9 protein-coding genes are annotated in these 13140 nt (G+C 68.8%); 8 read left to right on the top strand and 1 reads right to left on the bottom strand.

Annotation, left to right across the window (positions count from 1 at the left end):
* Positions 1 to 119 precede the first annotated feature (119 nt).
* A complete protein-coding gene (locus tag GWI24_RS29185) occupies positions 120 to 1970 on the bottom strand; it encodes a glycoside hydrolase family 97 protein (protein ID WP_210948879.1) in 1851 nt (616 codons plus the stop codon).
* A gap of 149 nt (positions 1971 to 2119) precedes the next feature.
* Here GWI24_RS29185 and GWI24_RS29180 point away from each other — a divergent pair, with 149 nt between their 5' ends.
* The 8 genes from GWI24_RS29180 (at position 2120) to pssA (ending at position 13099) form a co-directional block, all read left to right on the top strand.
* Complete coding sequence (locus GWI24_RS29180) at positions 2120 to 4987, top strand: twin-arginine translocation signal domain-containing protein (RefSeq protein WP_210948878.1); 2868 nt, start codon at positions 2120 to 2122, stop codon at positions 4985 to 4987.
* Between the two features lie 363 nt (positions 4988 to 5350).
* On the top strand, positions 5351 to 6709 hold the full coding sequence (ccrA, locus tag GWI24_RS29175; RefSeq protein WP_210948877.1) for a crotonyl-CoA carboxylase/reductase: 1359 nt from the start codon (positions 5351 to 5353) through the stop codon (positions 6707 to 6709).
* Positions 6709 to 8727 (top strand): protein meaA, encoded by a 2019-nt coding sequence (locus tag GWI24_RS29170; protein ID WP_210948876.1) that lies wholly within the window; start codon positions 6709 to 6711, stop codon positions 8725 to 8727. The genes ccrA and GWI24_RS29170 overlap by 1 nt, the downstream gene beginning before the upstream one ends.
* Complete coding sequence (locus GWI24_RS29165; protein WP_210948875.1) at positions 8724 to 9704, top strand: CoA ester lyase; 981 nt, start codon at positions 8724 to 8726, stop codon at positions 9702 to 9704. Before GWI24_RS29170 ends, GWI24_RS29165 begins: the two co-directional genes overlap by 4 nt.
* Before the next feature lie 3 nt (positions 9705 to 9707).
* Positions 9708 to 10214, top strand: coding sequence for a MaoC family dehydratase (locus tag GWI24_RS29160; RefSeq protein WP_210948874.1), 507 nt, complete (start codon positions 9708 to 9710; stop codon positions 10212 to 10214).
* A 1-nt stretch (position 10215) separates the two neighbouring features.
* The gene (locus GWI24_RS29155) at positions 10216 to 11418 is read left to right on the top strand and encodes an acyl-CoA dehydrogenase family protein (protein ID WP_210948873.1); all 1203 of its coding nucleotides are present in this window, start codon (positions 10216 to 10218) and stop codon (positions 11416 to 11418) included.
* A gap of 180 nt (positions 11419 to 11598) precedes the next feature.
* Entirely contained in the window at positions 11599 to 12246 is a 648-nt protein-coding gene (locus tag GWI24_RS29150; RefSeq protein WP_044569051.1) for a phosphatidylserine decarboxylase, read from the top strand.
* Entirely contained in the window at positions 12233 to 13099 is an 867-nt protein-coding gene (pssA, locus tag GWI24_RS29145; protein ID WP_037958797.1) for a CDP-diacylglycerol--serine O-phosphatidyltransferase, read from the top strand. The genes GWI24_RS29150 and pssA overlap by 14 nt, the downstream gene beginning before the upstream one ends.
* Positions 13100 to 13140: the final 41 nt, after the last annotated feature.

The following is a 13140-nucleotide window of genomic DNA, read 5'->3' as shown; positions in this document are numbered from 1 at the left end:
CCGTCAGACGTCCCGCCGTCGCGGCGGGGAGTGGGGGCGGGGCCCGCCCCCCCACAGGCAGGTCCCGCCCGAGCCGCGCTTGCGCCGCCCCGGTGCGGGGCGGCGCAAGCGCGGGCGCCTCAGCTGGTCCTGGTCAGCTTCGCCGCGAAGCCGCCGTTCTTCGGGACGTCCACCTTGAGCCGTGAGGTCGCCGTGACCTCCTGGGTCTCGGTGCCGACCTTGCCGTCGGGGCCGTCCTTCCACACCTCGATCCGCCAGCCGCCCTTGCCGAGGAAGCTCAGCGGCTCGTCCAGCGTGCGGGCCTCGCCCGAGGTGATCGCGCCCAGGTACCAGGTGTCGCCGGAGCGGCGGGCCAGGACGGCGCGGTCGCCGGGGTCGCCGTCGACCAGCTTCGTCTCGTCCCACACCGTGGGCACCTGGTTCAGGAACTTCAGCTCGAGCGGCCTGCTCTCGTACGACTCCACGCTGTCGGCGAAGTGCTGCACCCCGGACTCGTAGACGACCGACAGCGCGAGTTCGGCCGCGTCGCTCGTGGGCCGAACGCCGGTGAAGGTCACCGGGGTGAAGTCCATGGGCCCGATGAGGTTCCGGGTGAAGGGCAGCGTCGTGTAGTGCGCCGCCGGGAAGGGCTGGCGGCCCGGCTTGGGACGGGTGCCCTCGGCGCCCTTGACCGCCTCGGTGCTCATCAGCTGCGGCCAGGTCCGCTCCTGGCCGCGCGGGATCGTGGCGCCGTGGAAGTTCAGCATCAGCTTGTGCCGGGCGCTGTCCTTGAAGACCGCGTCGTACCAGCGCATCCGGTCCTGGCCGTCCGACTCCAGGAAGTCGATCTTCAGCCCGGCGATCCCCCAGGACTTCCACAGCGGGAACAGCCGGTCCCGCTCGCTCTGCGCGTCGATCGTCTGCCAGCGGGCCCACAGCCAGACGCCGACGCCCTTCTCCCTGGCGTACGCGGTCAGCTCGGGCATCCAGGAGTCGCTCCAGCCGGAGTCCACCAGGATGTACTCCCAGCCCTCGCGCGCCGCGAAGTCCACGAACTTCTTCTGGGCGTCCAGGCTGGTCGGGCTCTGCCCGTCCGACCACCAGGACCAGGCCGCCCGGCCCGGTTTGATCCATGAGGTGTCGGCGACCTTGGAGGGGGCGGCCAGATCGGTCGGCAGATCGCTCTCGGTCACGGTGGCGAGGTCACCGATGACCATGGTCCGCCAGGGGGTGGTCAGCCCGGGGCCGCTGACCTCGGCGGGGTCGGGGAGGGTGAGCTTGAAGCGGTCGGTGGCGGAGTCGAGGGTGAGCCGGGAGCCGCCGTAGGAGCTGTTGAGGTCCGCCTCCTCGATCAGCATCCAGCTGGAGCCGATGTGGAAGAGCGACGGATAGCCGTAGTCGCCCGCCTTGGCGTCGGCCACCGTGCCGTGGTCATGGGCGGACTCGTAGTCCTGGCGGCCGTTGTCGTACGGCAGGAGGAAGGAGTCGGCGGACGGCGGGACGGCGTACTCGGTGCTCTCGCCGAGCACGGTGACCGTCCCCTTGTCCGGCAGCACATAGCGGTAGGCCAGGCCATCGGCGGAGACCCGGATGACCACCTTCAGCGTCCGTCCGTCCTTGCGGAAGGTGAAGGTGGACTCGGAGGCGTCGGAGGTGTGGTGGGTGCGGCGGCCGGTGGTGGTCGGGTAGGTCTCGTGGACCTTGCGGTCGCTGCGCCCACCGAACCGCAAGCCCTTGCTGAAATCGGTCTCGGCGGTGCGGATGCCCAGGCCCGACGGCCGCAGCACGGTGGTGGAGCCATGGTGCGCGGCCAGCGTCAGCGCGCCCTCGTTGTTCAGCTTGAGCTCGCCGCTGACCTGCCCCTCTCCGGTCAGCCGCCAGTCCTGCGCACGACCGTCCGATGCCGCCGCCGCCCGGAGCGGCACCAGCACGGCGGCCGCACACGAGAGGGCGGCCACGGCTCTGGTGACCTTTGATCGTGCCGTATGCATCGTTCCTCCTCGTTCACCGCATCCTCGATACGGCGCTCGATACATCAGAGCAATCGGGTGCCTTGACGCATCATCAGCCCGTTTCTACGCTCCCGTCTAGCCAAATCATCGGAGCAATCTGATCGCCTCGGGGACGGGAGATGTTCGGGATGCCAGTCAGCAGACGCGGATTCCTGGGCCGGGTGGCGGCGGGCGCGGCCGCGAGCACGGCCGTCGGCACGGTCCTCCCCGAGCAGGAGGCGGCGGCCCAGCCACAGCAGTCGGTGACCCTGCGGGGCATGCGCACCGACCAGGAGTGGGAGCGCTTCCTCAGCGGCCAGGATCTGCTCTGGAAGCGCTTGCCGAGAACGTGGTACGAGGGGCCGTTCCTCGGCAATGGCCTGCTCGGCTCGATGATCTACCAGGAGCCCGGGGAGAACGCGCTGCGCTTCACGATCCACCACAGCGAGGTGCAGGACCATCGGCCCACCGAAGGCGGCAGCGACTGGGGCGTGGCGCGGCTCCCGGTCGGCAATCTGCTGCTGCGCCCGGTCGGCGCCATCACCGGCGTCGATCTGCGGCTGGATCTGTGGAACGCGGAGCTGCGCGGCACGGTCACCACGGACAAGGGGGAGCTGAAGCTCCGGGCGCTGGTGCACAACGACCGCACCATGCTGCTGGCCACCGTCGAGGCGAGCGCCGGCGAGGAGGCGTTCCGCTGGGAGTTCAAGCCCTCACCGGCGGTCAGCCCGCGCATCGTCCGCGAGGATCCGCCGAAGGGCTTCGAGCCCAACCCGGCCCCGGTCAGCCGCACCGAGGACGGGCTGGGCGTCACCGTCCAGTCGCTGGTGGCGGGCGGGCAGACGGTGAGCGCGTACAAGCAGCGCGGCAGCGGCCGGGAGCGCACGTACTACCTGGCCGTGGCGCACTCCTACCCCGGTACGGACGCGGAGGGCCGGGCGCGGACCACCGTGCGCAAGGCGTCCGCGCTGCCGGTCTCCAGCCTGCGGCGCACCCACTGCGAGTGGTGGCACCGCTTCTACCGCAAGAGCTTCATCTCGGTGCCCGACGGGATGCTCCAGAGCTTCTACTGGATCCAGCTCTACAAGCTGGCCTGCGCCGCCCGTGAGCACGCCCCCGTCATGGCCACCACCGGCCCGTGGGTGGAGCCGACCCCATGGCCCGGGGTGTGGTGGAACCTCAACGTCCAGCTGGAGTACTGGCCGGTGCACGGCTCCAACCACCTGGAGCTGGACGCGATTCCGCGCACCCTCGCCGAGAACACCGATGTGCTCATCAGCGGACTCAAGCCCGAGTACCGGGCCGACTCGGCCGGGCTGCGCCGCTCCACGGACGCGCAGTGCGAGGACAACGGCACGGTGCCGGTGCCGGGCGTCGGGGACTCCCCCGAGGTCGGCGATCTGCCCTGGGCGCTGCACAACGTCTGGCTGACCTACCGCCACACCATGGACCGGGGCCTGCTGGAGGATGTGCTCTATCCGCTGCTGCGCCGCTCCACCAACTACTACCTCCACTTCCTCACACAGCAGCCGGACGGCAGGCTGCATCTGCCGAAGACCTTCTCCCCCGAGTACGGCGCGGCCCCGGACTGCAACTACGACCTGGCGCTGCTGCGCTGGTCCTGCCAGACCCTGCTGACCACGGTCGAGTTGCTGGACAAGGACGATCCGCTGGTGCCCAAGTGGCGCGAGGTGCTGGAGAAGCTGGTCGACTATCCGGTGGACGAGAATGGCTTCATGATCGGCACCGGTGTGCCCTTCGCCAAGTCCCACCGCCACTACTCCCATATGCTCTCGGTCTACCCGCTCTACCTGGTCAACTGGGACCAGAAGGAGCACCGGGACCTGATCGCCCGCTCGCTGGAGCACTGGATCAGCTTCGAGGGCGCGCTGCGCGGCTACAGCTTCTCGGGCGCGGCCTCGATCTCGACGCAGATGGGGCGCGGCGATGACGCGCTGAAGTATCTGCGGGAGCTGGTGGCGCGGTTCATCCAGCCCAATACCCACTACTACGAGGCGGGTCCGGTGATCGAGACCCCGCTGTCGGGCGCACAGGCGATCCACGACATGCTCTGCCAGAGCTGGGGCGGGACCATCCGCTTCTTCCCCGGGGTGCCGGGCGAGTGGAAGGACGTCACGCTGCACGACTTCCGTACCCAGGGCGCGTTCCTGGTCAGCGGGGTGCGTACGGGCGGGACGACGCGCTGGGTGCGGGTGCGCAGCCTGGCCGGGGAGCCGTGCCGGGTCCGTCACTCGATCGGCGGCCGGGTGACTGTCGCCGGGGTCGGCGGCCCCGCGCCGAAGTGGCGTGACCTGGGGAACGGCGAGATCGAGCTGGAGCTGGACCGGGAGGACGAGGCGGTGATCCACCCGGCCGGCACCCGGCCGGACTTCCGGATCGCCCCGGTGAAGGTCGCCACCCCGGCCGAGCCCTGGGGCCTGCCGGAGCTTCCGCAGGCGGGCGCGGTCACCCAGGTCGATCTGACCGGGCACTTCGACAACGACGCCATCACCACCGAGATGTACTACGGGGACGGCGACTTCGACGGTACGGGCCGCACCTATCCGATGGCGCAGCTGCCGCAGACCGGGCAGGCCGAGGACGACGGGATCACCTTCGCGTTCACCAACGGCAGCGAGGGCTCCAACAACAATGTCATCGCCGCAGGTCAGAAGGTCACGGTCGCGGCGGGAAGCTATACCAGGCTGCATGTGCTGGGCGCGGGCGACACCGGCAATGTGTCCGTCCCCGCCGAGGCCACGTACGCCGACGGCTCCACGGGCAGGCTGACCATCCAGCTGACGGCCTGGATGTCGGGTCCGGCGTACGGGGAGACGGAGGCGGTGCGGACGAGTCAGATCCACACCCGCACCGGCCCGTTGGGCACCAAGGCCGCGATCTTCCACCAGGTGGTGGAGCTGGACCCGGGCAAGGAGCTGTCGGCGATCACCCTGGGCGCTCCCTCGGGCACCGCACGGGCGCATATCTTCGCCCTCTCGCTGGAGAAGGACGACTGACAGCACGCGCATCTGATCCACACCGCGACGGCCGCCCCGCTTGGGGCGGCCGTTGTTGCTCATGTGTGCACTGGAGATGACAACTGAGGGAAATTGTTGGCACCCAGTGTCTTGCGAGGTGGCACAGAGTGCCATACCGTGAGGGTGTCCGGGCGGCCGGCGCACTGCCAACCACCGTGCGTCGGCTGTCCCCGCAAGCCGCTTTGCGCGCCCGGACAACGCCTGCGTCACCAGGCACCCGGCGCCACCCGCGCCGCATCGAGCACCACCTCCGCCGAACCGACGGCACCGCATCAGCATCACCCGTCACGAGCCCAGCGTTCCCTCAGGCGTCCCCTCATGGACGCTTCGCCGGAGGCACCGATGAACGAGATACTTGACGCGATCCTGGCGTCGGACACAGCACCCGAGGAGTTCGCGGCACTGCGCGTCCCCGAGTCGTACCGCGCGGTGACCGTGCGCAAGGACGAGGCCGAGATGTTCTCGGGCCTCACCACGCGGGAGAAGGACCCCCGCAAGTCATTGCACGTGGACGAGGTGCCGGTGCCCGAGCTGGGCCCCGGAGAGGCGCTCGTCGCCGTGATGGCCAGCTCGGTCAACTACAACTCCGTGTGGACCTCGATCTTCGAGCCGCTGCCGACCTTCGGATTCCTGGAGCGGTACGGCAAGCTCTCCCCCCTGGCCAAACGGCACGACCTGCCGTACCACATCATCGGCTCCGACCTCGCGGGCGTCGTGCTGCGCACCGGCCCCGGTGTGAACTCCTGGAAGCCGGGCGCCGAGGTCGTCGCGCACTGTCTGTCGGTCGAGCTGGAGAGCGCCGACGGCCACAACGACACCATGCTCGACCCCGAGCAGCGCATCTGGGGCTTCGAGACCAACTTCGGCGGGCTCGCCGAGATCGCGCTGGTCAAGTCCAACCAGCTGATGCCCAAGCCAAAGCATCTGAGCTGGGAGGAGGCGGCCGCCCCGGGCCTGGTCAACTCCACCGCCTACCGGCAGCTGGTCTCCCGTAACGGCGCCGGGATGAAGCAGGGCGACAACGTCCTGATCTGGGGCGCGAGCGGCGGGCTCGGCTCGTACGCCACCCAGTTCGCGCTGGCCGGCGGGGCCAACCCGGTCTGTGTGGTCTCCTCGCCGCAGAAGGCCGGGATCTGCCGGCGGATGGGCGCCGAGGCGATCATCGACCGCACCGCCGAGGACTACAAGTTCTGGAAGGACGACGGCACCCAGGACCCGCGCGAGTGGAAGCGGTTCGGCAAGAAGATCCGCGAGCTGACCGGCGGCGAGGACGTGGACATCGTCTTCGAGCACCCGGGCCGGGAGACCTTCGGCGCGTCCGTCTATGTCACCCGTAAGGGCGGCACGATCGTCACCTGCGCCTCGACCTCCGGCTACACCCACGAGTACGACAACCGCTACCTGTGGATGTCGCTGAAGCGGATCGTCGGCTCGCACTTCGCCAACTACCGCGAGGCGTGGGAGGCCAACCGCCTGATCGCCAAGGGCAAGATCCACCCGACGCTGTCCAAGACATACCGGCTGGAGGACACCGGCCAGGCCACGTACGACGTCCACCACAACCTCCACCAGGGCAAGGTCGGCGTGCTGTGCCTGGCCCCCGAGGAGGGCATGGGCGTGCGCGACCAGGCGATGCGCGAGCAGCACATCGACGCCATCAACCTGTTCCGTGACGACCACAAGCACAGCCGGGGCCTCTGATGAGTGGCACACCCCGCCCCAAGGACCGTCCCTGGCTGATGCGCACCTACGCCGGGCACTCCACCGCCGAGGCGTCCAACGAGCTGTACCGGCGCAACCTGGCCAAGGGCCAGACCGGGCTCTCGGTCGCCTTCGACCTGCCCACCCAGACCGGCTACGACCCGGACCACCTCCTCGCCCGCGGGGAGGTGGGCCGGGTCGGGGTCCCGGTCTCGCACCTGGGCGACATGCGGCGGCTGTTCCAGGAGATCCCCCTGGAGCGGATGAACACCTCCATGACGATCAACGCGACGGCGATGTGGCTGCTGGCGCTGTACCAGGTCGTCGCGGAGGAGCACGGCGCCGATATCGCGAAGCTCCAGGGGACGACGCAGAACGACATCGTCAAGGAGTACCTGTCGCGGGGGACGCATGTCTTCCCGCCGGGCCCGAGCCTGCGGCTGACCACCGACATGATCGCGTACACGGTCAACCACATCCCCAAGTGGAACCCGATCAACATCTGCAGCTACCACCTGCAGGAGGCCGGGGCCACTCCGGTGCAGGAGATCGCCTTCGCGATGTCCACGGCGGTCGCCGTACTGGACGCGGTGTTCGCCTCCGGCCAGGTTCCCGAGGACCGTAAGGGCGATGTGGTGGCCCGGATCTCCTTCTTCGTGAACGCGGGCGTCCGCTTCATCGAGGAGATGTGCAAGATGCGCGCCTTCGGCCGCATCTGGGACCGGATCACCCGCGAGCGGTACGGCATCGAGAACCCCAAGCACCGCCGGTTCCGCTACGGCGTCCAGGTGAACTCGCTCGGCCTGACCGAGGCCCAGCCGGAGAACAACGTCCAGCGCATCGTCCTGGAGATGCTGGGCGTCACCCTCTCCAAGGACGCCCGCGCCCGCGCCGTCCAGCTCCCGGCCTGGAACGAGGCGCTGGGCCTGCCCCGCCCCTGGGACCAGCAGTGGTCGCTGCGCATCCAGCAGGTCCTCGCCCATGAGAGCGATCTGCTGGAGTACGACGACATCTTCGAGGGCTCCCATGTGATCGAGTCCAAGGTCGCCACCCTGGTGGAGGAGGCCGAGGCCGAGATCGGGCGGATCCAGGAGATGGGCGGGGCGATGGCCGCCGTCGAGTCCGGCTACCTCAAGGCGCGGCTGGTGGCCTCCCACTCCGAGCGCCGGGCGCGGATCGAGGCGGGCGAGGAGAAGATCGTCGGCGTCAACTGCTACGAGTCCACCGAGCCCAATCCGCTCACCGCCGACCTCGACACCGCGATCATGACGGTGGACCCGGAGAACGAGGCACGGGTGGTCTCGGCCCTGCACACCTGGCGCGAGCAGCGCGACGAGGGACCCGCCCAGGAGGCCCTCGGTGCCCTCCGTAAGGCCGCCGTGGGGACCGACAACCTGATGGAGGCCACCCTGCGCTGTGCCCGCGCGGGCGTGACCACCGGGGAGTGGGCCTGGGCGCTGCGCGATGTCTTCGGTGAGTACCGCGCCCCCACCGGGGTCGGCGGCGCGCCCCTGGCCGTCACCACGGAGGCGGGCTCCCTGCTGGCCTCGGTCCGCGAGAAGGTCGGGAAGACCGCGGCCGAGCTCGGCGGCGGCAGGCTGCGGCTGCTGGTCGGCAAGCCGGGTCTTGACGGGCACAGCAACGGCGCCGAGCAGATCGCCGTACGGGCCAGGGACGCCGGTTTCGAAGTGGTCTACCAGGGGATACGGCTCACCCCGGAGCAGATCGTCTCAGCGGCCGTGGCCGAGGACGTGCACTGCGTCGGACTGTCCATCCTGTCCGGGTCGCATGCCGAGCTGGTGCCCGACGTCCTGGAGCGGATGCGCACCGCGGGCGCCCAGGACATCCCCGTCATCGTCGGCGGGATCATCCCGTCCTCGGACGCGGCCGCCCTGCGCGCGGCGGGTGTCGCCGCCGTTTTCACCCCCAAGGACTTCGGTATCACGGAGATCATCGGCCGTATCGTCGATGAGATCCGCGCCGCGAACACGCTTCCCCCTCTGGAGGTTCCCGTATGACCGCCCCCGACCGCGCCGATGCCGCCGGCCGCCTTCGACCGCGCCGCTCGTGCCTCGCCGTCCCCGGCTCCAATCCGCGCTTCCTGGAGAAGGCCCAGGGGCTCCCGGCCGACCAGGTCTTCCTGGACCTGGAGGACGCCTGCGCCCCGCTGGCCAAGGAGGACGCCCGGCACACCATCGTCAAGGCGCTGAACGAGGGCGACTGGACCGGTAAGACCCGGGTGGTGCGGGTCAACGACTGGACCACCCACTGGACGTACCGGGACGTCATCACGGTGGTCGAGGGCGCGGGCCCGAACCTGGACTGCATCATGCTGCCCAAGGTGCAGGACGCCCAGCAGGTCATCGCGCTGGACCTGCTGCTCACCCAGATCGAGAAGACGATGGGCTTCGAGATCGGCCGGATCGGCATCGAGGCGCAGATCGAGAACGCCAAGGGCCTGGTCAACGTGGACGAGATCGCCGGCGCCTCGCCGCGTCTGGAGACCATCGTCTTCGGCCCGGCCGACTTCATGGCGTCCATCAACATGAAGTCGCTGGTCGTGGGCGAGCAGCCGCCCGGCTATCCGGCGGACGCCTATCACTACATCCTGATGCGGATCCTGATGGCCGCCCGCATGCATGACCTCCAGGCGATCGACGGCCCGTACCTGCAGATCCGGAACGTGGACGGCTTCCGCGAGGTGGCCGGGCGCGCGGCCGCCCTCGGCTACGACGGCAAGTGGGTGCTGCACCCCGGCCAGGTGGAGGCGGCCAATGAGGTCTTCTCGCCGTCGCAGGAGGACTACGACCACGCCGAGCTGATCCTGGACGCCTATGACTACTGCACCTCGGCGGAGGGCGGTATGAAGGGCTCGGCGATGCTCGGGGACGAGATGATCGACGAGGCCAGCCGCAAGATGGCCCTGGTCGTCGCGGGCAAGGGCCGCGCCGCCGGGATGAGCCGTACGTCCACCTTCCAGCCCCCGGAGGCGTGAGCCATGCAGTTCGGCCGTACCTATGAGGAGTTCACGGTGGGCGACGTCTACCGGCACTGGCCGGGGAAGACGGTCACCGAGTACGACGACCACCTCTTCTGTCTGCTCACCATGAACCACCACCCGCTGCACATGGACAGCAACTACGCCGAGAAGACGACCGATTTCGGCAAGAACGTGGTGGTCGGTAACTACATCTACTCCCTGCTGCTGGGCATGTCCGTCCCCGATGTCTCCGGAAAGGCCATCGCCAATCTGGAGGTCGAGTCGCTGCGGCATGTGGCGCCCACCTTCCACGGCGACACCATCTACGGCGAGACCGAGGTCCTGGACAAGACGCCGTCGAAGTCCAAAACCGACCGGGGCATCGTGCATGTGGAGACCAAGGGCTACAAGCAGGACGGCACCTTGGTCTGTGTCTTCCGGCGCAAGGTGATGGTGCCGACCGCCACATACATCAAGGAGCGGGGCGGCGAGCAGCCGGGCCGCCCGGAGCTGGGAGAGCAGTGATATGAGCCGCCTCGCGCAGACGGAGGGCCTGACCGACATCCAGCGGGAGATCCTCTCCACGGTCAGGGATTTTGTCGACAAGGAGATCCTGCCGGTCGCGACCGAGCTGGAACATCGCGATGAATATCCGACGGCCATCGTCGAGGGGCTGAAGGAGCTCGGCGTCTTCGGGCTGATGATCCCGGAGGAATACGGCGGTCTGGGCGAGTCACTGCTCACCTACGCACTGTGCGTGGAGGAGATCGCCCGCGGCTGGATGAGTGTCTCGGGCATCATCAACACCCACTTCATCGTGGCGTACATGCTCAAGCAGCACGGCACCGAGGAGCAGAAGGAGTATTTCCTTCCCAAGATGGCGCTGGGCGAGATCCGGGGCGCCTTCTCGATGTCGGAGCCGGGCTTGGGCTCGGACGTGTCGGCCATCACCAGCAAGGGGGTACCGGACGGCGACGAGTACGTCCTGACCGGGCAGAAGATGTGGCTGACCAACGGCGGCAGCTCCACCCTGGTGGCGGTCCTGTGCCGGACCGGCGAGGCCCAGGAGGGGGTCGCGCCGCACAAGGCGATGACCACCTTCCTGGTCGAGAAGGAGCCCGGCTTCGGAGAGGTCCGGCCCGGTCTGACCATCCCCGGCAAGATCGAGAAGATGGGTTACAAGGGCGTCGACACCACCGAGCTCATCATGGACGGACTGCGCATTCCGGCCGATCGGGTGCTCGGCGGGGCGCCGAACCGAGGTTTTTACCAAATGATGGACGGAGTCGAGGTCGGCCGGGTGAATGTCGCCGCCCGCGGCTGCGGTGTGGCGCGGCGCGCTTTCGAGCTGGGCGTCGCATACGCACAGCAGCGGCATACCTTCGGTAAGCCGATCGCCCAGCACCAGGCCATCCAGTTCAAACTGGCCGAAATGGGAACAAAGGTCGAGGCGGCGCATGCGATGATGGTCAATGCGGCCCGGAAGAAGGATTCGGGTGCGCGCAACGACCTCGAGGCGGGAATGGCGAAGTACCTGGCGTCCGAGTACTGCAAAGAGGTCGTGGAGGACGCCTTCCGCATCCACGGCGGGTACGGCTTCTCCAAGGAATACGAGATCGAGCGGCTCTACCGAGAGGCACCGATGCTTCTCATCGGCGAAGGAACCGCTGAGATTCAGAAAATGATTATTGGACGGAGGCTTCTGGAGGAATACCGAACCCAAGACTGAACGTCCCTTTTGGGGTGGTATCCGAGAGAACAAGGTCACACCGCGCCGAGGGTCTTCGGTCACTGACAAGCCACCGACGGGCCCTGGCGCTTGCCCAGTTACCGCTCGCAACCGATACCATCCCGTAAAGCCGCCGTCCCCAGTCTCGCGTCGCGGCATCCTCCGCTACGAAGGTCATCCATGCCCCACAGCCAATCCTCTGCACAACGCGGCCGCGTCCGCCTCGCGCGCGGAGCGTCGCCGTGGCTCCTCCCGACCGTCGCCACCGCGGCGGTCAGTCTTGCTCGGTCCCGCCGCTCCGGACGCTGGACGGCGGTCGCCGTGCCCGCCACCGCGCTCGCGGCGGGCATGCTGTGGTTCTTCCGCGACCCCGAGAGAGAGATCACGCAGGGCCGTGTGATCTCCCCGGCCGACGGTGTGGTGCAGAGCATCATGCCGTGGAAGGACGGGCGCACCCGCGTCGCCATCTTCATGAGCCCGCTCAACGTCCACGTCAACCGCGCTCCGCTGGCCGGTACGGTGACCTCCGTGGAGCACATCCCCGGCGGCTTCGTTCCCGCGTTCAACAAGGAGAGCGAGAACAACGAGCGGGTCGTCTGGCACTTCGACACCGAGCTCGGCGACATCGAGATGGTCCAGATCGCCGGCGCCGTCGCCCGGCGTATCGTGCCGTATGTGCCACAGGGCACGAAGGTCGAACAGGGTGAGCGGATCGGTCTCATCCGCTTCGGCTCGCGGGTCGACGTATACCTCCCCGAGGGTGTCGATGTCGCGGTCGAGGTCGGCCAGGCCACCACCGCGGGGGTGACTCGCCTTGACCGTGATTGATCCCGATACGCAGGCCGCCTGGGTCCCCGAGGCCGAGGTGGACGCGGCCGACGTCGACGAGACGGACGACATGCCGCTGTCGACGCGACTGTCGATAGCCGACACGCTGACCCTGGGCAACGCCACGTGTGGCTTCCTGGCGGTCTACTTCACCACCACCGGCGTCCTCATCCCGCATCTCACGGGCAGCGAGGACGGCGGGATGACCCGGCACAGCGCCGCCTCCGCGGTGATGCTGATGCTGCTCGCCTCCGTCTTCGACCTCTTCGACGGGCTCGTCGCGCGGAAGCTGCGCAGCTCGGCGATGGGCGCGGAGCTGGACAACCTCTCCGACCTGATCAGCTTCGGGCTGGCCCCCGCGTACTTCGTCCTCGTCTGGGGGATGGTGTCCGACGACGCCTACCAGCGGGTCTCGGTGGTGGGCGCGATCGTGGTGCTGCTGGCGGTGGTGCTGCGGCTTGCCAGATTCTCCTGTGTCACGCTGCGTGACGGCGTCTTCCAGGGCATGCCGAGCCCCTTCGGCGCCCTGACGGTCGTCTCGGTGGTCCTGCTGGGCCTGCCGTTCGTGCCGACACTGCTCGCGATCGTGGGCGTCGCGTGGCTGATGGTGAGCCGGGTGGAGTACCCCAAGCCGCGCGGCCGGCTCGCGGTGGCCATGCTCGGCTGGATCGTCACCAGCATGGCGCTGCTGGCCGCCTGGGCCTTCGAGGCCCCCGGCGGTGAGCTCCTCCTCCAGTCGGCCTGCGCCCTGCAGGTCGTCATGGGCGCGGTGATCCCCCTCTTCGCCACGGCCCGCCGAGTGAACGCGTTCCGCGACAACCGCCGCGAGGCGAGGGCAGCGCAGCTGCCGTAGCGGCCGTCGGCCGCACCTGTCGGATGGGGTGGGCCCGAGCG

This window comes from Streptomyces sp. MK37H (assembly GCF_018035285.1).
Classification (GTDB): Bacteria; Actinomycetota; Actinomycetes; order Streptomycetales; family Streptomycetaceae; genus Streptomyces; species Streptomyces endocoffeicus.
Note: the sequence above shows the minus strand (reverse complement) of the source record. Positions and strands in the feature narration are given on the sequence as shown.

Coding starts and splice junctions, on each gene's coding strand:
- GWI24_RS29185 (WP_210948879.1), bottom strand. CDS start 1,970: ATGCATACGGCACGATCAAAGGTCACCAGAGCCGTGGCCGCCCTCTCG.
- GWI24_RS29180 (WP_210948878.1), top strand. CDS start 2,120: ATGCCAGTCAGCAGACGCGGATTCCTGGGCCGGGTGGCGGCGGGCGCG.
- ccrA (WP_210948877.1), top strand. CDS start 5,351: ATGAACGAGATACTTGACGCGATCCTGGCGTCGGACACAGCACCCGAG.
- GWI24_RS29170 (WP_210948876.1), top strand. CDS start 6,709: ATGAGTGGCACACCCCGCCCCAAGGACCGTCCCTGGCTGATGCGCACC.
- GWI24_RS29165 (WP_210948875.1), top strand. CDS start 8,724: ATGACCGCCCCCGACCGCGCCGATGCCGCCGGCCGCCTTCGACCGCGC.
- GWI24_RS29160 (WP_210948874.1), top strand. CDS start 9,708: ATGCAGTTCGGCCGTACCTATGAGGAGTTCACGGTGGGCGACGTCTAC.
- GWI24_RS29155 (WP_210948873.1), top strand. CDS start 10,216: ATGAGCCGCCTCGCGCAGACGGAGGGCCTGACCGACATCCAGCGGGAG.
- GWI24_RS29150 (WP_044569051.1), top strand. CDS start 11,599: ATGCCCCACAGCCAATCCTCTGCACAACGCGGCCGCGTCCGCCTCGCG.